This window comes from Apibacter mensalis (assembly GCF_001418685.1).
GTDB classification, from domain to species: domain Bacteria; phylum Bacteroidota; class Bacteroidia; order Flavobacteriales; family Weeksellaceae; genus Apibacter; species Apibacter mensalis.
Window position 1 is genome coordinate 79,824 of sequence record NZ_LIVM01000006.1, and the last position, 19,430, is coordinate 99,253.

The 19,430-nt window shown below is 30.5% G+C and carries 22 protein-coding genes; 9 read left to right on the plus strand and 13 right to left on the minus strand.

The annotated features are described in order from the left end of the window. Positions 1 to 9: 9 nt before the first annotated feature. The 9 genes from trpC to ASC36_RS05665 form a co-directional block, all read right to left on the minus strand. Positions 10 to 792 carry an indole-3-glycerol phosphate synthase TrpC gene (gene trpC / locus ASC36_RS05630; RefSeq protein WP_055425517.1) on the minus strand — a complete coding sequence of 261 codons (783 nt, stop codon included), beginning with the start codon at positions 790 to 792 and terminating at the stop codon, positions 10 to 12. Positions 793 to 863: 71 nt separating this feature from the next. Continuing rightward, positions 864 to 1,025, minus strand: a complete 162-nt coding sequence (locus ASC36_RS10670) for a hypothetical protein (protein ID WP_156332317.1) — start codon at positions 1,023 to 1,025, stop codon at positions 864 to 866. A 20-nt stretch (positions 1,026 to 1,045) separates the two neighbouring features. After that, positions 1,046 to 2,044, minus strand: coding sequence for an anthranilate phosphoribosyltransferase (gene trpD, locus ASC36_RS05635; protein ID WP_055425518.1), 999 nt, complete (start codon positions 2,042 to 2,044; stop codon positions 1,046 to 1,048). 6 nt (positions 2,045 to 2,050) lie between these two features. Further along, positions 2,051 to 2,617: an anthranilate synthase component II gene (locus tag ASC36_RS05640; protein WP_055425519.1), complete on the minus strand. Its 567-nt coding sequence runs from the start codon at positions 2,615 to 2,617 to the stop codon at positions 2,051 to 2,053. A gap of 10 nt (positions 2,618 to 2,627) precedes the next feature. Further along, the gene (locus ASC36_RS05645) at positions 2,628 to 3,134 is read right to left on the minus strand and encodes an isochorismatase family protein (RefSeq protein ID WP_055425520.1); all 507 of its coding nucleotides are present in this window, start codon (positions 3,132 to 3,134) and stop codon (positions 2,628 to 2,630) included. Positions 3,135 to 3,144: 10 nt separating this feature from the next. Beyond that, on the minus strand, positions 3,145 to 4,536 hold the full coding sequence (locus ASC36_RS05650) for an anthranilate synthase component I family protein (protein ID WP_055425521.1): 1,392 nt from the start codon (positions 4,534 to 4,536) through the stop codon (positions 3,145 to 3,147). A 3-nt stretch (positions 4,537 to 4,539) separates the two neighbouring features. After that, positions 4,540 to 5,733 (minus strand): tryptophan synthase subunit beta, encoded by a 1,194-nt coding sequence (gene trpB / locus ASC36_RS05655; RefSeq protein ID WP_055425597.1) that lies wholly within the window; start codon positions 5,731 to 5,733, stop codon positions 4,540 to 4,542. A 464-nt stretch (positions 5,734 to 6,197) separates the two neighbouring features. Continuing rightward, entirely contained in the window at positions 6,198 to 6,956 is a 759-nt protein-coding gene (locus ASC36_RS05660) for an SDR family NAD(P)-dependent oxidoreductase (protein ID WP_055425522.1), read from the minus strand. Positions 6,957 to 7,138: 182 nt separating this feature from the next. Then, positions 7,139 to 8,461, minus strand: coding sequence for an OmpA family protein (locus ASC36_RS05665; RefSeq protein ID WP_055425523.1), 1,323 nt, complete (start codon positions 8,459 to 8,461; stop codon positions 7,139 to 7,141). Between the two features lie 206 nt (positions 8,462 to 8,667). Between ASC36_RS05665 and ASC36_RS05670 the strand changes: the two genes are divergently transcribed. After that, positions 8,668 to 9,087, plus strand: coding sequence for a deoxycytidylate deaminase (locus tag ASC36_RS05670; protein ID WP_055425524.1), 420 nt, complete (start codon positions 8,668 to 8,670; stop codon positions 9,085 to 9,087). On the opposite strand, the gene hisE is transcribed toward ASC36_RS05670, so the two are convergent. Then, on the minus strand, positions 9,084 to 9,656 hold the full coding sequence (gene hisE / locus ASC36_RS05675; protein WP_055425525.1) for a phosphoribosyl-ATP diphosphatase: 573 nt from the start codon (positions 9,654 to 9,656) through the stop codon (positions 9,084 to 9,086). The genes ASC36_RS05670 and hisE overlap by 4 nt on opposite strands. A 130-nt stretch (positions 9,657 to 9,786) precedes the next feature. Here hisE and ASC36_RS05680 point away from each other — a divergent pair, with 130 nt between their 5' ends. Genes ASC36_RS05680 through ASC36_RS05690 form a run of 3 tightly spaced genes read left to right on the plus strand, consistent with a single transcriptional unit; the run spans position 9,787 to position 11,802 of the window. Continuing rightward, the gene (locus ASC36_RS05680) at positions 9,787 to 10,482 is read left to right on the plus strand and encodes a MotA/TolQ/ExbB proton channel family protein (protein WP_055425526.1); all 696 of its coding nucleotides are present in this window, start codon (positions 9,787 to 9,789) and stop codon (positions 10,480 to 10,482) included. Between the two features lie 3 nt (positions 10,483 to 10,485). Continuing rightward, positions 10,486 to 10,890, plus strand: a complete 405-nt coding sequence (locus ASC36_RS05685; RefSeq protein WP_055425527.1) for an ExbD/TolR family protein — start codon at positions 10,486 to 10,488, stop codon at positions 10,888 to 10,890. 3 nt (positions 10,891 to 10,893) lie between these two features. Next, positions 10,894 to 11,802 carry a hypothetical protein gene (locus ASC36_RS05690; protein WP_055425528.1) on the plus strand — a complete coding sequence of 303 codons (909 nt, stop codon included), beginning with the start codon at positions 10,894 to 10,896 and terminating at the stop codon, positions 11,800 to 11,802. Between the two features lie 77 nt (positions 11,803 to 11,879). On the opposite strand, the gene sufB is transcribed toward ASC36_RS05690, so the two are convergent. Next, complete coding sequence (gene sufB, locus ASC36_RS05695; RefSeq protein WP_055425529.1) at positions 11,880 to 13,334, minus strand: Fe-S cluster assembly protein SufB; 1,455 nt, start codon at positions 13,332 to 13,334, stop codon at positions 11,880 to 11,882. 355 nt (positions 13,335 to 13,689) lie between these two features. Here sufB and ASC36_RS05700 point away from each other — a divergent pair, with 355 nt between their 5' ends. Then, positions 13,690 to 14,124 carry a hypothetical protein gene (locus tag ASC36_RS05700; RefSeq protein ID WP_055425530.1) on the plus strand — a complete coding sequence of 145 codons (435 nt, stop codon included), beginning with the start codon at positions 13,690 to 13,692 and terminating at the stop codon, positions 14,122 to 14,124. A gap of 73 nt (positions 14,125 to 14,197) precedes the next feature. On the opposite strand, the gene ASC36_RS05705 is transcribed toward ASC36_RS05700, so the two are convergent. Continuing rightward, positions 14,198 to 14,527, minus strand: coding sequence for a HesB/IscA family protein (locus ASC36_RS05705; protein ID WP_055425531.1), 330 nt, complete (start codon positions 14,525 to 14,527; stop codon positions 14,198 to 14,200). A 96-nt stretch (positions 14,528 to 14,623) separates the two neighbouring features. Next, positions 14,624 to 15,391 carry an alpha/beta fold hydrolase gene (locus ASC36_RS05710; RefSeq protein WP_055425532.1) on the minus strand — a complete coding sequence of 256 codons (768 nt, stop codon included), beginning with the start codon at positions 15,389 to 15,391 and terminating at the stop codon, positions 14,624 to 14,626. A 209-nt stretch (positions 15,392 to 15,600) separates the two neighbouring features. On the opposite strand from ASC36_RS05710, the gene ASC36_RS05715 reads away from it, so the two are divergent. The 4 genes from ASC36_RS05715 (at position 15,601) to aat (ending at position 19,410) form a co-directional block, all read left to right on the plus strand. Further along, a complete protein-coding gene (locus tag ASC36_RS05715) occupies positions 15,601 to 16,437 on the plus strand; it encodes an OmpA/MotB family protein (RefSeq protein WP_055425598.1) in 837 nt (278 codons plus the stop codon). A 954-nt stretch (positions 16,438 to 17,391) separates the two neighbouring features. Beyond that, positions 17,392 to 17,520, plus strand: a complete 129-nt coding sequence (locus ASC36_RS11060; RefSeq protein ID WP_245630750.1) for a Fic family protein — start codon at positions 17,392 to 17,394, stop codon at positions 17,518 to 17,520. A gap of 770 nt (positions 17,521 to 18,290) precedes the next feature. Further along, the gene (locus ASC36_RS05720) at positions 18,291 to 18,680 is read left to right on the plus strand and encodes a DUF3127 domain-containing protein (protein WP_055425533.1); all 390 of its coding nucleotides are present in this window, start codon (positions 18,291 to 18,293) and stop codon (positions 18,678 to 18,680) included. A gap of 67 nt (positions 18,681 to 18,747) precedes the next feature. Continuing rightward, entirely contained in the window at positions 18,748 to 19,410 is a 663-nt protein-coding gene (aat, locus tag ASC36_RS05725) for a leucyl/phenylalanyl-tRNA--protein transferase (protein ID WP_055425534.1), read from the plus strand. Positions 19,411 to 19,430: the final 20 nt, after the last annotated feature.

Genomic DNA, 19,430 nt, shown 5'->3' on the forward strand with positions numbered 1-19,430 from the left:
AAATTACAATTATTTAAGTTCTTCGATAAATTCCCGTAAGGATTTACCGGGATCTTTGGTTTTCATAAAATTTTCTCCCACTAAAAATCCTTTATATCCAACTTGCATCAAGTCTTTTACTGTTTGGGAAGACGATATTCCACTTTCGGAGATTTTTAAAAATTCAGAGGGTATTTTATTAATTAAATCAAATGAAATTTGTACATCAGTAATAAAAGTTTTTAAATTACGGTTATTGATTCCCACAATATCTACCCATTCATTGATATGATCCAATTCATTTTCATAATGTAATTCCAACAATACCTCTAACTCTAAATTTTTTGCTTTTTTAGCCAACTCTTTGGTCTTTTCTATAGTTAAAGCGGAAGCAATTAATAAAATTGCACTAGCTCCATAAGCTTTAGCCTCATAAAGTTGATATTCATCCATTATAAAATCTTTACGAAGAAGAGGTGTTTGTGTTATGCTTTCTGCTTTTACCAAATCTTGCAAATTACCTCCAAAAAAATCAGTATCGGTAAGAATGGATATAGCGCTTGCTCCGCTTATAGAATAATATGGTATAATTTCTTCAATTTTTGCTTCTTTGAAAATCCAACCTTTAGAGGGAGATCGACGTTTAAATTCTGCTATTATGCCGGTTGAAGATTTTAATAAGGATTCTTTAAATGATTGTCTCTTCTTTATATTCCGTATTTTATATTCCAAGTCATTAATTGAAATTTGACTTTTTGAGTTTTCAATTTCAATCCTTTTACAATTAATAATTTTATTTAAAATAGTAGACATCTTTTTATTATTTATAATTCAATGAAGGATGATTAACCTCATCCACTAATTTTTTTCTACCAATTCATTTTCTAAATAAATAGAATCTGTATTGATTCGTTCCCTTCTAAACTGAATTTGTTGTTCATCTCCGATCCTTGCCAGGATCCTATCAAGTTAGGATCTCTTTCTTTTATTTGGGAATAAGAAACTATGCTCCCTAAAATAAAAGTTATAAATACTAATTTTTTCATATTTTTTATTTTAGTTAAGCCTAATTATTCAGACTAATAAATTTTTGAAAAGTTTGTTTAGCTTTTCCGCTTTCCAATGATTCTCTAGCCTGATTGATGCATTCTTCTATGGATAATTTAGGATTTATATTGTTGATTGCAAAAGCTGAATTGGCTATAACTGCATTCTTTTGAGCCTTAGTAGCTTGATTGTCTAAAACATTATCAAAAATTTTTGAGGCAACTTCCGGGGTTTTTCCACCATCCAAATCCTGTTGTGTACACCTTTCCAAGCCTATATCTTCGGGAGAATATATATGTTCCCCTAAATGAGTAACCACTTTAAAATTATCGGTTAATGATATTTCATCGTATCCGTCCAAACTATGTACGACCGTATAATTGCAATCGGAATTTTGATAGATATAATAATATAAGCGGGACATTTTAAGGTTAAACACCCCTAACACGTTCCTTTTAGGCTTTATAGGATTTACAACAGGTCCCAGCATATTAAAGAAAGTACGAACTCCTAATGCCTTTCTAACCGGTGTAACCACCTTCATAGCATCATTGAATAAAGGAGCATGTAAGTAAGTTATGTTACATTCTTCCAGTGATCGTTCAAGCTTACCAATATCTGCTGTAAATTTTACACCATGCTGTTCCATGACGTTGGAAGCTCCGCTTACGGAAGTTGCACCATAATTTCCATGCTTTGCAACTTTATATCCTGCTCCGGCTACAACGAAACAAGAAAGTGTCGAAATATTAAATGTATTTTTATTATCCCCACCTGTTCCTACAATGTCTATAGGATCATACGCGGCCAAAGGTGAAACATCCGCACATAAATCCATAAGAGCATCCCTAAAACCGAAAAATTCATCTATGCTAATATTTCTCATGAGAAAAACGCTGATAAAAGCCGCAATTTGAAATTCATTATATTCTTTTGCTGCCATTTTAGTCAATACTTCTTTAGCTTCTCCTCGGTTTAAATATTGATGCTCAAACAGTCTGTTTAATATTTGTTTCATTTCAGCTTAATTTTCTAAGAAATTTTTTATAATGATTTTGCCTTCCGGTGTTAATATGGATTCAGGATGAAACTGAACTCCATGGACATCATAATGCTTATGCTTTATAGCCATAATTTGATTGTCTTTATCTATAGCCGTAATTAGCAGTTCATCCGGAAAATTTTGCTTGTTCACAATCCACGAATGGTATCTTCCTACATCTATTTCCGTAGGAAGGCCCTTGAATATATAGTCATGTCTGATTATTTTTATCTTTGTTGCCACCCCATGGTAAACGTCTTCCAAATTGGTTAATCTTGCACCAAAGGCTTCTCCTATTGCCTGCTCTCCTAAACACACTCCTAAAATAGATTGGGTAGGCGCATACTGTTTGATTAATGATAGTAATATTCCCGATTCAGAGGGTATTCCCGGACCGGGAGATAAAATTATTTTATCATAATTTGCCACTTCGGGTAAGGCAATTTGATCGTTCCTAAATACATCTACATCCGTATAATTCAACTCCTTGATTAAATGAACCAAATTATAGGTAAATGAATCATAATTATCTAATACTAATATTTTCATTTTATGTTTATTACTTATATTTAGAACTTAAGAATGGTTTTGCAACATGTATATTTGCATTGTAATGGCTTAAAACCGCTAAAAATGAATCTTGAACTTCATTAGCCTGAATTTTTTCTCCATTAATTTTAAGATCACAGTTCGCACAAGCATCACCTATCAAAGTACAAGTATAGCCTAAGTCTTTTGCTGCTCTTGTAGTTGCATTTACGCACATGTGAGTCATCATCCCGCAAATTACTAATTCATCTACTGTAAGTTTCTTTAATGTATCTTGAAAATCTGTTTCTTTTGGCTTCACATGGTAGTGAATTTTTACCCTAGGGGTGTGGGAAATGAAAAAAGATGCTTCCGGTCTAGAAGATATATGTTGTATATGAACTATCGGCAATTTTTCATTCCTAAATTTTTCTAATATGTTTTTTGTTTGCTCACTTGCTTGTAAAAGATTTTTTAACGGATTTTTTTTCCCTTCAAAATAGTCATTTTGAATATCGATAATAAGTAATGCTTTCATATATAAAAAATTAATTTTTTAATTTTTCTGCAAGATCAATCGCTTTCTTTAACGCTCCCAACTTGTTATTTACTTCTTTAAGCTCTTTTTCCGGATTTGATTTGGATACCACTCCGGCACCTGCTTGATAATACAATACATTATTTTTGCTTAAAAATGAACGTATGGTAATCGCCTGATTTAAATTTCCGTCTAAACCAATATACCCAATACATCCTCCATAAATTCCCCGCATATGCTTTTCTATATCATACAACAATTGCATGGCTCTAACCTTAGGAGCTCCTGATAAGGTACCGGCCGGAAATGTATCTGCAAATACGGAAATGCTGTTCTTACCTTTATCTATGATACCGCTCACTCGGGATACTAAGTGTATGACATGTGAAAAATACTGCACCCGTTTATAAAATTCTAATTTTACTTCATGGCAATTTCGGCTCAGGTCATTTCGTGCCAAATCTACCAACATGACGTGTTCTGCATTTTCTTTTTCATCTTGTAAAAGTTTTTCTGAAAGTTTTCTGTCTTTTTCATCGTCACCGGTTCTTTTATAGGTTCCAGCTATAGGATCGATATAGGCAAGTCCTTTGTTTATTTTACAATGTGTTTCGGGTGATGAACCGAATATACGAAAGGAACCAAAATCAAAATAAAAAAGATATGGAGAAGGATTAATGGATCGTAAAGCTCGATATACTTTAAAATCGTCTCCTGTGAACGCTTGTGAGTAACACCGTGAAGGTACTATTTGAAAAACATCTCCTCTCTTACAATGTGCAATCCCTTTTTTTACAGAGTCTATATATTCTTCATCTGTAATAAAACTTTTTTCCTCACCTTTTATCTTAAAATTATAGGAAGCGAAATTATTATTTTGCAATAAGGCTTCTAATTTATGAATATCAGATTTTTCTCCTTCTGGAATATTCTCGACTATAGTCAACTCATTCTTTAAATGGTTTATGACTAATATAAATCGATAGAATATGTAAAATAATTCTGGAATATCAGCATTTTCGTATTTTTTATTTTTAGGATCAATTGCTTCGAAATATTGAATACTATCATAAGATGTATATCCGAAAAATCCATTAATTTTCGCAAGATTCTCTCCTTGCAAATGAAAACTATTTATAAATTCATCTAATTCGTTTACTAAGGGTTTTACCAAATTTCTGATCGTGGTTTGTCCGTTTATTTCTGTTGTAATTTCATAATTTTTAACTTTAAATTTAGACAACGGATCCATTGCTATAAAAGATGAGCTATCTTCTCCTGCATGAAAATCAGAACTTTCAAGTAAAGCAGATTCAGGAAAAGAATCCCTTATTTTTAAATATATCCCTACAGGAGTTTGCAGATCTGCTAATAATTTTTTTGTCTTTACCTGTATTTTCATATTCTATCCGTTTCGTTTTTTCTGTATTTTTATATAAGTTTCCATATCCTTATCTCCCCTTCCTGAAAGACAGATAACAATAACCTCTTCTTTTTTAAATTTCTTTTTCTTTAATACCCCTAATGCATGTGCCGACTCTATTGCGGGAATTATGCCTTCCAATCTCGTTAATTCAAAGGCTGCATCTAGCGCCTCCTCATCAGCGATTGCTAGCACCTCGGAACGTTTGGTCTTAGCTAAGTGTGCATGAAGAGGACCTATTCCCGGATAATCTAATCCTGCCGATATAGAATAGGGCTCTTCAATTTGTCCATCTTCTGATTGCATAAGTAAGGTTTTACTTCCATGTATAATTCCTAATTTTCCTAAATGTATTGTCGCAGCAGATTCTCCGGAATTTATTCCCTTTCCGGCTGCTTCAGCTAAGACAATGTTTACGGATGGTTCATTTAAGAAATGATAAATGGTTCCGGCTGCATTACTTCCTCCTCCAACACAAGCTATCAAATAGTCTGGAATTTCTCTATGTTCTTTTTCAAAAAGCTGTTTACGGATTTCTTCACTGATTACAGATTGTAACCGAGCAACCATATCCGGATAAGGATGGGGGCCCACTGTTGAACCAATTATATAATAAGTGTCTATCGGATTTGAGCACCAATCACGAATTGCTTCATTAGTGGCATCTTTTAAAGTCATATTTCCACTTGTTACCGGATTTACTTCTGCTCCCAACATTTGCATTTTTTCAACATTCAATCTTTGCCTTTCCACATCCACTTTTCCCATATAAATTACGCATTTCATATTCATTAAGGCACAGACAGTAGCTGTAGCAACTCCGTGTTGACCGGCTCCAGTTTCTGCAATTATTCGGGTCTTACCCATTTTTTGAGCTAATAAAATCTGTCCGATCGTATTATTAATCTTATGTGCTCCTGTATGGTTTAAATCTTCTCTTTTTAAGTAGATTTTACATCCATACTTATGAGATAGTTTTTTAGCGAAGTATAAGGGAGAAGGTCTACCGACATAATCTCTTAACAAATTGTGATAATCTTTTTGAAATTCAGGATCTTCTAATATCTTTAAATAATTCTTTTTTAACAAATCAACATTTTCATATAGAATTTCAGGAATATATGCCCCTCCAAATTCTCCATAGTAACCGTTTTGATCTACATTATACGTATGCATTTTTTTCATTTTATGATAATATGTAAGTAATCCTTTTTAAAAACAAAAAAACCTACCGTGTTACGGTAGGTTTTTTAATTCTTTATGCTATATTTGAAATAATATCCCTTACTGCTCACGGCTATTGAAGCGAGAGTACCACCACCAAGATATATTATTAAAAAATAGTGTTTTCACTTTTTGATTAATTATTTCAACAAAAATAGTAATTCTGTTTTTATTATCCAAAATATTTGTTACAATTTTATATTCTTTTTAAACTTTTAATTATATTATCAGTAAACTATGCTCTTGTTATAATTTCCTATTTGTTTATTTTATACATTAATAAGTCATTCTATAAATGAATCAGCTCAAATATTTTTAATCAATAATAATACGTGGAAACTAAATGTAAAAACCCATTCATTTAATATAAATAAAGAATGGGTTATAAATAGAATTTTTAAGGTTTTTATCTTTAATTAAGCTCTTGCCATGACTCCACCATCAATTACTAATTCAGCCCCAGTTATATAAGAAGCATCGTCAGAAGCTAAAAACAATACCGCTTTAGCTACTTCTTCTATTTCCCCTAGACGCTTCATCGGATAGAGGGCTCCTAATTCCTCTAATGTTTTATGCGACTTTTCAGACGCATAGTCTACCATCTCCGTTTTTATGTAACCGGGATGAATGGAATTAACTCTTACATTATCTGCTGCAAATTCCATGGCTATGTCCTTTGTCATAGTCCTTACGGCTCCTTTACTTGCCCCATAAAGAACATGACCGGGCCCTCCGCCGATACCGGCTATTGAAGACGCATTGATTATTGAGCCTTTCTTTTGCTTAGCCATTAAGGGTGCAACATGTTTCATACCTAAAAATACACCTGTTACATTAATATTAATTAATTTGTTCCAAGTTTTTAATTCTATTTCAGTAATCGGACTTATAACATAAATGCCTGCATTATTAAAAAGAATATCAACTCGACCGTATTTATCAACTGCACTTTTAACTACCCCAATCCATTGCTCTTCATTGGAAACATCTAAAGACAATCCGATTGCATCGCCTCCTGATTTTTTAATTTCATCTGAAACTTTATTTACACCCTCAATATTAACGTCTGTTAATACTAATTTTGCTCCTTCTTTTGCAAACAATAATGCTGTAGTTCTCCCTATTCCGGCTGCTGCACCTGTAATTAACGCTATTTTATTTTCTAATCTTCGCATTTTAGTTTTAATTTATGATTTTTATCATAGGGTCAAAACTAATGCCAAGAGTTATCCTTTTTTATTATAATTTTTAGCTAGATAAATGAAAATATTTTAAAAATTAATTTTGTTTAACTTTTTTTACCTATATGTTAATCTTCCAAAATTTAGAATTAAAAAAATTTTTATTTCTCTAATTTTTATTTCTCTAAACGTAAAGAAATTCTTCTATCTTTAGCTCTTTCTTCATCTGATGCATTTGCATCAACTTTTGCAAATTTTGAACCATATCCTTCTACTCCTTCTACTCTATCTCCAAATCCGTTTTTAACAAAAATTTCTTTTACAGTATTTGCTCTTTCTTCTGATAATTTTAGATTATCTTGCTCATTACCTTTTTTATCCGTATATGCACCAATTTTTACTTTTACATCCGGAAATTCTTTAAGTATAATTCCAATATTTTTTGCCTGTGTTTCAGATTCCGGAGTTAGTTTAGTTCCACTCCCAAATTCAAAATTAATGGCATCAAAATCAAACCATTTATTTTTTAAATCTTCATTAGTTGCATTTTTGTACTCATCAGATTGTAAAAAATTAACCATTTGGTCTTCTATACCTCCGGGAAAAGCATTGATTACCGTTCCACTTGGCAAAGTTATCGGAAGTAACTCTTTTATTTTTTGATCTGTTTGATTATTAGTAGTATTAGTAACTGATACAGTGTCTTTATTGCTTGGTTGAGGTTCTGTTTTTTGTATAGAATCGTTGACCGGACTTGATGTTCCTTTGCTTTTTGAACAACCATTTTTAGAAAATAACCAAATGATTAGAATAACTGCAAGTAAAAATATTATCAGCCATTTTAACCAACCCATGCCAGAATGTTTTTCCATTTTATCTTTATATTCATGATAGGTATCTTCAACTTTATCTTTTACGTTTTCTGCTGCTTCTTTTGTTTGAGATGAAACTTTATCGAAAAATGAATCTCCTATTCCTGAAATTGAGGAAAGCCCTAATATACCGGCGAAGCCTGAGGGTATTGACGATAAAAAACTATTTTTTTCTGAGTTTATCTGCCCTAATAAGCCTTTAAAATTTCCTCCTGATTGTAACTTTTGGCCTAAAAAACTTGCTACTAGTGGAGATATGATACCCAAAAGCTTGGTTGTACTTTCATTTTTTAAGCCGGATGAAGAAGATATCAAGGAAAAAAAATTTCCTAATTTATCTCCAAAAAGATTATTTAAAAATCCCGAACTTAATTTTTGTGTTTCAGCATCTGCTTGACCTGTAAATAATCTTTTTGAATTAGAAATTGCAGGAATATTTACAGCTTGTTTCAATATATTTTCTAATTTATTATCGTTACCTTTTTCTAAAACTGCTCCGAATAAACTGGGAACAACTGTTTTTATAGCTGATTTTACTTTTTCTGTGTCTTCTCCTAATTCTGAAGATATATTTGAAATAGCCTCGGGTGTAATAATTTTCTTTAATGAATCTAATAGATTTTCCATAACAAACTTTTTCCGTGTTAAATGTATTATTATTTATTATAACATATTTTATCTTTTTATTTATGACAATAATTATTCCAAATATTTTAACTTATTCATAAATATTCTTTTTATATAAGAGTATTTCCCTCTTTTAATAAATGTTAAAAATTAAAAAGAACTATCAGTTTAGTGAAACATTTGGTTAAAAAATGTATTTTTATCTTATGAAAACAAAATACGATATTGCCTATTTACGCATGGCTCAAGAATGGGGTAAATTATCTTATTGTGAAAGAAAAAAAGTGGGGGCTTTAATTGTAAAAAACCGCATGATTATTTCAGATGGATATAATGGTACTCCTACAGGTTTCGAGAATATATGTGAGGATGAGTCGGGAATCACTAAATGGTATGTTTTACATGCTGAAGCCAATGCCATTCTTAAGGTGGCTGCTTCCACACAATCTTGTATAGGAGCTACTCTTTATGTCACTCTATCTCCTTGTCGCGAATGCAGCAAACTTATTCATCAAGCAGGCATTAAACGTTTAGTTTACATTCATGAATATTCAGATACAAGTGGAATTGATTTTTTAAGAGATGCAGGAATTGATATTGAACAAATTAAAGAAGAGAATCTTTAAATTTTCCTTCTTTGTAGTTTTAACTGCTTTAAAATATCGTCTAACATAAACCCTCTTTCCTGGAGCAATATTAGATAATAGTAAAAAACATCTGCTGCTTCATCTTTAAATAGTTTATCATTTTCCTTCGCAGCTTCAATTACCAACTCTACCGCTTCTTCTCCAAATTTTTGTGCAATTTTTGATTTACCTTTTTTTAAAACAGTAGTAATATGTGTATTTTGCTTTTCTCCTTTTATACTTTTAGCTATTTTTTTTTCTATTATCCTTAAATAGGAATATGAATTTCTATTTTCTTCTGAGAAATCCGTTGTTGACAAATATTTAGCCGAATCTTTATTTGTTTTTACTTTAATTAACGCAACCGATTTGTCTTTATTCCAAAAAAATTCTTCTACTGTATATAAATCATCAAAAGATACATCAACTAAGTAAATTTTTTTTTCAACCTGTGTTTTTTTTATTAAGACATGCGTACTCATACCAGATGTTAAAACCTTACCTGTTTTACTATCCTGAATGATAGTTATAAATTCTCTTTCTTTACTATTATTAGTATCTCTATTCATTTTAAGAATTAACTGCGCGAAGATACTATTTTTACTTCTAATCTTATATGATTATATTTAATAAAAGACTAACAATAATTCCTACCTTTGCACAAATAATTTAAAAACTTTTATACAAAAAAGGATTTATATGAATGATTCTTTAAAGACTGCACAAAAAATACTTGCGCATAGTGGAGAAATTAATGAAAAAGAATTTTCCCTCTTAGAAATGTTTACTCACGGAGGTCCTATAGGTATATTGGTAATGATCTGCCTTTTTTTGCTTTTTATGCTTTCTCTTTATATCTTTTTTGAACGTTTACTAACAATAAAAAGGCTTTCTAATAAAAATTCTTCGATATTTAATGATATAAAGGATTTTATTCACCAAGGTAATATTAATGCTGCTTTAGATTTATGTAAAAGAACTCATACGCCTGAAGGAAGGATGCTTTATAAAGGCTTAATGAGAATTGGTAAACCTACTCGGGATATAAGTGATGCTATAGAAAATACAGCACAGCTGGAAATTTTTGAACTAGAGAAAAATGTAGGTGTTTTAGGCACTATTTCAGGAGCTGCTCCTATGCTAGGTTTTCTAGGTACTGTAATCGGAATGATTATAGCATTCTTTGCTACCAGCGCACAAGATCAAGCTAGCGCACAAATGTTAGCCGGAGGTATTTATTCCGCCATGGCAAATACTGCGGCCGGATTAATGGTAGGTTTATTGGCGTATTTATTCTATAATATTTTGGTAATTCGTATTGATAGAAGCGTATATGCTTTACAACTTACTGCCATTGATTTTCTGGATATATTAAATAAACCTGTTACTCATTAATTTATGAAATTACGAAGTAGAAATAGAGTTAGTCCTGAATTCAGTATGGCATCCATAACTGACGTAATATTTTTATTACTTACTTTTTTTATGCTAACTGCATCTGCAAACCAGTCTGCTTTAACTATAAAATTACCTAATGCCAAGGGGCAGGAAATGCCTGCTGAAAGAATTTATATAGGTGTGTCTATGGATGGAAAATATTTTTTAAATAAAAAAATAATAGCTAAAAACGAGATTGAGCCTACCCTAAAAACTATGTTTAATTCTAATCCTTCTCCTACTTTTGTCATTGCAGCTGATGAAGAGGCTTTACATAAAGATGTGGTTTTCTTGATGGATATTGCCAATAGAAATAAATACAAAGTTTTAATTGCGACCAACCCGAATACTCCAGAAGAAAAATAATCTATGAGTTATCGTTATAAAATTAAATATTATGATAATAAAAAAGAAAAGCTAATTAGTGGAATTATTACTATCTTAATTTCAGCGATCATACTATCATTTATTTTAACTTATAAAACCGTTTTTTTTACTGTTACTCCACCTGCCTATATTGATATTAATTTCGATATGGACGATATGGGCGCTAATTTTGGTACCGATAAAGTTGGTTTAGGAGATGAAGAGCCTATTGATCAAGATGCATTATTGGGTGAGGGGGAAAAAGTGCATTCAGAGTCAACTCATGAAGATAAATCTCTTAATGATTCCAAACCACAAGAAGATAACAAACCTATTCTTACAAACCAGAACGATTCCAAAGATGTTATACCCGAACCTGTTAAAAAAACGGAACTTAAAACTAAGAATAAACCCAAACTTGTGAAAAAGCCTTATTTAAAATCTTCCCTTACTAAACCTAATTCCAAATCTGTTGCCGGTGCCGGAAAAAAGAATGCTACAGGGGGTAATCCTAAGGGAAATGCCGCTCTAGGAAATTTAATAAAAGGTAAAGGAGCAGCAACATCTTCTTCCGGAGAAGGAACTGGAGGTAGACCGGGTCAAAACCAAGGTGTAGAAACAGGAGGCAATGGCAATGGTGGCGAAGGAATTGGTAATGGAAGGAAATTAGTTAGCTTCATTCCCGGAACTATGGGTAGAGGAGGGAATGTCCCTGAACATAACTGCAATGGTTCAGGAACTATTATCTTTTCCTATACTCTTGATAAGAATGGAAATGTTATTTCAGTGAATCGAAAATCGGGAATAAATAATACTTGTTTATTTAATACAGGTATTAAATGGATAAAACAGTATGTAAAGGGGAATGCTGGAACTCGATCTGTTACCGGTACCTATAAAATTAATTTTTAAAATATTTCTGGGAACTATATTATAAATAATAAAAAAACTTTCTATTGTATAGAAAGTTTTTTTACTGGATAATATATTTATCCAACACTACCCTCTAATGAAATTTCCAATAATTTTTTTGCTTCTACTGCAAATTCCATAGGAAGCTTATCAAGTACTTCTCTACTAAAACCATTTACAATTAATGCAATTGCTTTTTCTGTGTCAATTCCTCGCTGATTGCAATAAAAAATCTGATCTTCTCCTATTTTAGAAGTTGTTGCTTCGTGCTCCATCTGGGCAGATTTATTTTTAATTTCAATATATGGGAATGTATGAGCTCCACACTTATTTCCCATCAATAAAGAATCACATTGTGAGAAATTTCTCGCATTATCTGCTTGTGGTAAAACTTTAACTAATCCCCGATAACTATTTTGGGATCTACCGGCAGAAATACCTTTTGATATTATGGTAGATCGTGTATTCTTTCCTATATGGATCATCTTTGTTCCCGTGTCAGCTTGTTGAAAATTATTAGTTACTGCTATAGAATAAAATTCGCCAATGGAATTATCTCCTTTCAAAATACATGAAGGATATTTCCATGTTACAGCAGAACCTGTCTCAACTTGAGTCCATGAGATTTTAGCGTTTTTCTCACAAAGAGCTCTTTTAGTTACAAAGTTATAAATACCGCCTTTCCCTTCTTTATTTCCCGGATACCAGTTCTGAACGGTTGAATATTTAATTTCTGCTCCTTCTAATGCAATTAATTCAACAACGGCTGCATGTAATTGATTTTCATCTCTTTGTGGCGCTGTACATCCTTCCAAATAAGAAACATAACTTCCTTCATCGGCTATTAGAAGGGTTCTTTCAAATTGACCTGTTCCGGATTGATTAATCCTAAAATAGGTTGAAAGTTCCATAGGACATTTTATTCCTTTAGGAATATAACAAAACGATCCGTCTGAAAATACTGCTGAATTTAATGCTGAATAAAAATTATCGCTTTTAGGTACCACTTTTCCTAAATATTTTCTAACTAATTCCGGATGGTTTTGAATAGCTTCACTTATAGAACAAAAAATAATTCCCCTTTCAGCCAATGTTTTTGAAAAGGTTGTTTTAACTGAAACACTATCTATGACAGCATCAACTGCTACACCTGCTAATTTTTTTTGTTCTTCTAACGGAATACCTAGTTTATTAAAAGTATTTAATAGTTCTGGATCTACTTCTTCCAAACTTTTTAATTCTTTTTTCTTTTTAGGAGCTGCATAGTATTTTATATTAGTAAAATCGGGTTCTTCAAAGGTAACATTTGCCCAATGTGGGGGATCCATTTCTTTCCATAATTTGAAGGAATCTAATCTCCACTCTAACATCCATTCAGGTTCATTCTTTCTTTTGGAAATTTCACGAACGATATCTTCATTTAATCCTATAGGAAAATCTTCATATTCCAAATCTGTGGTCCAACCATATTCATAATCTTTTTGTTCTAGATCTAACCGTAATTCTTCTTCTGTATATTTTGCTCTGCTCATTTTATCAATTGATTCAAAGATAGCTACACCATCTTATTAAACTTAATTTGTTTCTTAGTGCAAAAATACTGAGTTTATTAAATATCATAAAAGCTCATTGATAGTTTTTTTAAATAATGAGATTTCAAATTTTATAATAGTAATAATTTTTTAATTATAGAATAAAATCACTCGTTTTTAATTATGCTTTTTTAATTAAAAAAGATATATTGTGATGATATACTATTATAAATTAATTAAATTATTGGATTAACAACCATGCGTTTAAAATAAATATTTTATTGAACCCTGTTAAATATCTTATTATAATTTTTAAATCATTTTTTTTATACATTAGCTGAAAATAAATTTTTATATGAAGAAAATAATTATATCTTTAATTATTGTTAATTCAGTTATTTTTCAATCTTGTAAAAACGACAAAAAAACTACTGAAAATCAACAAACTCAACAAACAACAGAATCCAGCTCTCAATTAATGAAGGAAGAAGATGATGAACCATCAATAGATAAAACCGGTCAAATTTTAAACCAAGATATTCCAAAGTTCTCTGATGTTATTATACAAAAGTTTTTAGTAGAATATAAGGCATACATAGATCAATATATTAATGCTGCTAATGCAAAAGATACGAATAAACTTACAGAGCTTACTAAGAAAAATCAAAAATTGATTATTACTCGAAAAATTATAACTGAAGAATTATCTTCTAATCCAAAAGAATTAAATAAATTTAATGATTACATTAAAAAGTTAGATAATATGGCAGCTGCAGTAATGATTAAATAAATTAGTAAGAGTTGTATCAATAAAAGAAACCTTCTTTTAAAAAGAAGGTTTCTTTTTATACTTTTTTAATCTTTTATACAGCAAAACTTTCTCCGCAACCACATGTTCTTTGTGCATTGGGATTGTTAAAAACAAAACCTTTTCCATTTAAACCTCCGGAATATTCTAATGTGGTTCCTACTAAGTAAAGAAAGGATTTTTTATCAACTAATATTTTAATTCCACGATCTTCAAAGACTTTATCTTCAGGATTCTGATTGTGATCGAAATTTAGTTTATATGATAACCCCGAGCATCCTCCACTAGTAACTCCTACTCTTACGAAATCCTTATAACTGTCAAAACCACTTTCTTTCATTAATTCAATGATTTTCTTTTCTGCTTCTTGAGATACCTTTATCATATTATTAAACAAAAAAATAGATTTATATTACTACGAAATTACAAATAAAAAGCATAACATATTTTATACTTCATATAAGTAATAATAATAGTGGTATCAATTAAAATTTCGATTCATCCAAGCTTCAATAATTTCTAAGCATTCTTTGGGTGCTTCTAACGCTCCCATATGCCCGGTAGATATTTCGTGGATCGAAAGATTTTCTACTCCATCTAATTTGTTTTTTAATTCGGAATTCTTTATTGCGTTATCATATTTACCTAAAATAATTAAAACCGGTTTGTCTAGATTCCTTACAACATCCGTCCTATCTTTACGTAACCTCATACCTTTTAAAGCCGCAGATATTCCTGTTAAAGATGCATGTTTAGCCCATGAAATAGCAGTTTTTATCTCCGCTTGCATCTGGGATACATTTTTAGGAGCAAATAAATTAGGTATCGATACTCGGAAAAATTCTTTAGGATTTTTAACTGCTATTTCGGCAGCTTTTAACCTTTGTTCTTTTTTTGATTCATCATCCGGTAAAGTTGTAGAATAAAATAAACATAAACCGGAAACTTTATATTTATATAAATCTGCAAAGGCTAGGGCTACATATCCTCCCATAGAATGACCTATTATAGTTACATTATCTATTTTCAAATATTCTAAAACTTTATTTACTTTTTTAGCCATATCCTCCATTCTATTTACTTCATTTGTTTTTTTAGAAGATCTTCCATGACCAGGTAAATCAATAGTTATAACCCTATATTTTCTAGATAAGTTATTCTGAAAAAATCTCCACATTCTTGAATTTTCCAAGAACCCGTGTAAAAAAATTATAACTTTGCCTTTTCCTTTATCTCTATAGTATAGCATACTGTTGTAAGCAATTATTAATACAAAAGTACAATTTTTTACTAAGCAACTTCAGAATCCTTTTACATCCAATATTTATATCGGTATTTATACCATTTTTAAATTTAATTTACTATTTTTACCATTAAAATTTATATGAGCAGCCTTATTTAGGGCTGCTTTTGATTGATTATTTTAACAGATATTTAAATAAAATGTACATAATAGATATGAAAATTATTAAATTAGTATTGCTATCTTCCATTGGTTTATTAGCAATGTCTTGTGTGAGTAGAAAAGAATTTGAACAGGCAAAAGCTAATTATGAATCTTGTTTAGAAAGAAATGTTGAAAAAGATCGTACGATTACTTCTTTAAAAGAGAGAAACAAATCCTTAGAAGAACAGATGAATCTGATACATAAGCAAAATGATGTTTTACAGCAAAACTTAGCTGATTGTATGGCTACCGGCAAAGCCGGAACTGTTAATATTGACAAATTAATTGGTCAAATTAATGAATCTAATGCATATATTAAGCGTTTAACAGAAGCTCGAGCAAAAAATGACTCTCTAAATCTTGCTTTGTCCAATAAATTAAAACGTTCTTTAGATAATTTAAATGACAGTGATGTAGATGTTCAGGTTCAAAAAGGGGTTGTGTTTATCTCTTTGTCAGACAAAATGCTATATAAATCCGGTAGTTATGATGTACTTCCTACTGCAGAAAATGTATTGGAAAAAGTAGCTAAAATTATCAATGACTATAAAGATTATGATGTACAAGTTCAAGGGTATACTGATAATGACCCATTTAAAAATTCAGCTTCAGGCTGCATAAGAGATAACTGGGATCTGAGTGCTATGAGAGCGACTTCGGTTGTTAAACTTTTACAAACTAAATTTGCCGTTGACCCTGCCAGATTACTTGCCGGTGGACATGGTGAATATCAACCGAAAGTACCTAATACTAATCCTGAAAATAAAGCGGTTAATAGAAGAACTGAAATTGTAATTCTTCCGAAATTAGATCAATTTATGCAATTAATGGATCAAAAAATAAAATAAATACTATTTTTTAATTTATAAAATGAAAGGATCCCTATATAGGGATCCTTTCATTTTATAAGAACACAGATAAGGCAGCAAGAATACAAGATGTTTTTTTATTCAATAAAAAAACTTGAAAAGCTTATAAATAAAAAACTTGGTAAAAAATACAGATAATATTTCTTTTTAAAGAAATGTACATTTTGCGTTAACCGATTGATGACTACAAAAAAGAATGGAGGTTAGCTAGTATTTTTTATCGGCTAGCAACTACGGCTAGCAACTAAATATTCTTAAATATATACAAATAAAGGAAATAGAGCCCTATTTATTGCCAATTAAATATTAAAGCTTATTATAAATCTTATTTACCTAATCATACGCCTAAACAAAGAAAATAACCTTAAATATAATAGATGTACTAATACAGTGATAATGGATTGATCAATAACATTTTTCTAGCCCTACTATGTGAACACGATCACGAACATGTTATTGGCTGGTGGATAAACCAACAAAAAAAGTTTTCAGCCTAATTTAATACATAAAAACTAGATCATTTTTTAAATCTTCTCAGTAAGGCTAATAGGTAACTGTATAGATTATATATGCATTCTGAACATGTTAATATTGATCTTTTTATTTGCATGCATATAGTTTAAGAATCTACCCAATCAAACAAAATTGAGAAAGCCTTTCTTAATAAAAATAAAGATGAAATTTCAGTATAAAAAAGGAATGATTGGGAGGAAGTTCAAAACTATCTCAAAGCGATGAATAATGCAATCATGTTATTAGAAAAATTATCATTTTATTCAAGATTATAAAATGACTTATAAAATATTATTACAAGGGGCAAGGGGAGCAAACAAAATTCTCGGATAATTTATAAAAAGTCAAAACTGGATAGTTGGAGCAAGTATAAATGATTATACTTTTATCCCTCCTGTACCTACTTCGGTTCCGAAATTAATATTTGATTTAGAAAATTTTAAAAACGATTTATTCAATTATCTGCCTGATCTTATAAAGATAGCTTTAATTCATTATAAATTTGAAACTATATCCCCTTTTTTAGATGGTAATGGTAGGATGGGTTGATTATTAATTACTATATATTGGGTTAGCAAAGGAATTCTTAAAAGACTTATATTATATCTTTCAGATTTTTTTGAAAGATATAGAGTTTTATTATGTTAATTTATTAAGAGTACAAAATCACAATAAACAAAAATCAATGGTTTAATTTTTTTTAGTTAGAGTAATTGAAACTTGTAAGAGTGGGATAAATACTTTTGAGAATATTTTACATCTACAAAGAGAAACAAATACTAAAATTCAATTGTTTAAAGGCAAAGCTATTGATGAACAATAAATAGGGCTTATTTGTAAAAAATCTTGTAATTAGAGTTTCTAAAGTGGAACAAGTTATACAAAAATCTAATGTTTTTGCCTATAGTTTAGAAAAATTAGAATTATTAAAAGAAATTATCGGAACTCAAATAAGTAAATTATATAGTTTTATAAAATTACCTAGACATTTTTCATAGTGAATAATTAATAATGGTTACTTTCCCCTATATAAACATAACGCCTGATATTAAAGCCAAACTCACATGAAAAATTATAAGTGTGAGCAAATACCCGTTTTAAGGATCTTTTGGATCCTGATCTGACGTACTGTCTGCAGATTTTTTCATCAGGATATAAAAAAATTTTTTTAATTAATAGATAAAAATATAAATACATGTGTTTTTAAGTACATTATATATAAAAAACATATACATTTCATTTTGACGATTATACAGGAATATCTTTTTTTCCGCTGAAAATAATTTTTTATTTTTGTATTTTAAACTAAAAAAGTAGATATGGAAATAGCAGGAAGAATAAAATTAATATCAGATATTCAAACATTTGATAGCGGATTTAGAAAAAGAGAAGTAGTAATAACTACGGAAGAACAATATCCTCAGCATATATTAATCGAGCTTTTAGGAGATCGGGTAGATATCATTAATTCTTTTAATGTAGGTGATGATGTGAGAGTATCTATTAACATTAGAGGACGTGAATGGGTAAATCCACAAGGGGAAACTAAATATTTTAACAGCATTACAGGCTGGAGAATAGAAAAATTAATACCTATTTCATCTGGAATGGGACAAGAAAATCCTATGGTACCACCTTACGCTCATGTATCTCCTGCATCACCCGCTCCTACTATGCAAGAAGAAGACGATGATGATTTACCGTTTTAAATAAATTAAATATTTATATATTTCAAAATTATTCGAGCACCTCTAAACGGGTGCTTTTTTAATAAATATGATTTGGTTAACTCAAAAATTAGAATTTCCAGATATTTTTAAGGCCGATGAAAGCGGCCTTCTCGCTATAGGAGGAGATTTATCTCCAGAAAGATTACTTTTAGCCTATAAATCCGGGATTTTTCCTTGGTATAATCCTAATGAAATCATACAATGGTGGTCTCCTGATCCTCGTTTTGTACTTTATCCAAAAGATCTGAAAATTTCCAAATCGACAAAAAAATTACTAAATCAAAAATATTTCTATTTTACGGAAAATCAATGTTTTCCTGAAGTTGTAAAGTACTGTGCCTCCATTAAAAGAACTGGCCAAACAGGAACCTGGATCACTGAAGAAATGATCAACGCTTATTGTACTTTACATGAAATGGGACTGGCAAAAAGCGTTGAGGTTTGGAAAAACAATGATTTAGTGGGAGGATTTTATGGTATTGATTTGCTTACCGTATTTTGTGGGGAAAGTATGTTTTCTAAGATCAGCAATGCTTCCAAATGTGGATTTACCTATTTTGCCCAAAAATATTCTTATCAGTATAAAATTATTGATTGTCAAATTTATTCTTCTTATCTGGAACAACTAGGTGCCATGCAAATATCACGTAAAAAATTCAAAACCTACTTAGATTGCGATATAATTAAAAATTTGGATTTCAATTTATAAATACCTATTTTAGCGCACTA

Excerpts from the sequence above, each read along its gene's own strand:
- trpC (WP_055425517.1), bottom strand. The coding sequence starts at position 792 with ATGTCTACTATTTTAAATAAAATTATTAATTGTAAAAGGATTGAAATT.
- ASC36_RS10670 (WP_156332317.1), bottom strand. The coding sequence starts at position 1,025 with ATGAAAAAATTAGTATTTATAACTTTTATTTTAGGGAGCATAGTTTCT.
- trpD (WP_055425518.1), bottom strand. The coding sequence starts at position 2,044 with ATGAAACAAATATTAAACAGACTGTTTGAGCATCAATATTTAAACCGA.
- ASC36_RS05640 (WP_055425519.1), bottom strand. The coding sequence starts at position 2,617 with ATGAAAATATTAGTATTAGATAATTATGATTCATTTACCTATAATTTG.
- ASC36_RS05645 (WP_055425520.1), bottom strand. The coding sequence starts at position 3,134 with ATGAAAGCATTACTTATTATCGATATTCAAAATGACTATTTTGAAGGG.
- ASC36_RS05650 (WP_055425521.1), bottom strand. The coding sequence starts at position 4,536 with ATGAAAATACAGGTAAAGACAAAAAAATTATTAGCAGATCTGCAAACT.
- trpB (WP_055425597.1), bottom strand. The coding sequence starts at position 5,733 with ATGCATACGTATAATGTAGATCAAAACGGTTACTATGGAGAATTTGGA.
- ASC36_RS05660 (WP_055425522.1), bottom strand. The coding sequence starts at position 6,956 with ATGCGAAGATTAGAAAATAAAATAGCGTTAATTACAGGTGCAGCAGCC.
- ASC36_RS05665 (WP_055425523.1), bottom strand. The coding sequence starts at position 8,461 with ATGGAAAATCTATTAGATTCATTAAAGAAAATTATTACACCCGAGGCT.
- ASC36_RS05670 (WP_055425524.1), top strand. The coding sequence starts at position 8,668 with ATGAAAACAAAATACGATATTGCCTATTTACGCATGGCTCAAGAATGG.
- hisE (WP_055425525.1), bottom strand. The coding sequence starts at position 9,656 with ATGAATAGAGATACTAATAATAGTAAAGAAAGAGAATTTATAACTATC.
- ASC36_RS05680 (WP_055425526.1), top strand. The coding sequence starts at position 9,787 with ATGAATGATTCTTTAAAGACTGCACAAAAAATACTTGCGCATAGTGGA.
- ASC36_RS05685 (WP_055425527.1), top strand. The coding sequence starts at position 10,486 with ATGAAATTACGAAGTAGAAATAGAGTTAGTCCTGAATTCAGTATGGCA.
- ASC36_RS05690 (WP_055425528.1), top strand. The coding sequence starts at position 10,894 with ATGAGTTATCGTTATAAAATTAAATATTATGATAATAAAAAAGAAAAG.
- sufB (WP_055425529.1), bottom strand. The coding sequence starts at position 13,334 with ATGAGCAGAGCAAAATATACAGAAGAAGAATTACGGTTAGATCTAGAA.
- ASC36_RS05700 (WP_055425530.1), top strand. The coding sequence starts at position 13,690 with ATGAAGAAAATAATTATATCTTTAATTATTGTTAATTCAGTTATTTTT.
- ASC36_RS05705 (WP_055425531.1), bottom strand. The coding sequence starts at position 14,527 with ATGATAAAGGTATCTCAAGAAGCAGAAAAGAAAATCATTGAATTAATG.
- ASC36_RS05710 (WP_055425532.1), bottom strand. The coding sequence starts at position 15,391 with ATGCTATACTATAGAGATAAAGGAAAAGGCAAAGTTATAATTTTTTTA.
- ASC36_RS05715 (WP_055425598.1), top strand. The coding sequence starts at position 15,601 with ATGAAAATTATTAAATTAGTATTGCTATCTTCCATTGGTTTATTAGCA.
- ASC36_RS05720 (WP_055425533.1), top strand. The coding sequence starts at position 18,291 with ATGGAAATAGCAGGAAGAATAAAATTAATATCAGATATTCAAACATTT.
- aat (WP_055425534.1), top strand. The coding sequence starts at position 18,748 with ATGATTTGGTTAACTCAAAAATTAGAATTTCCAGATATTTTTAAGGCC.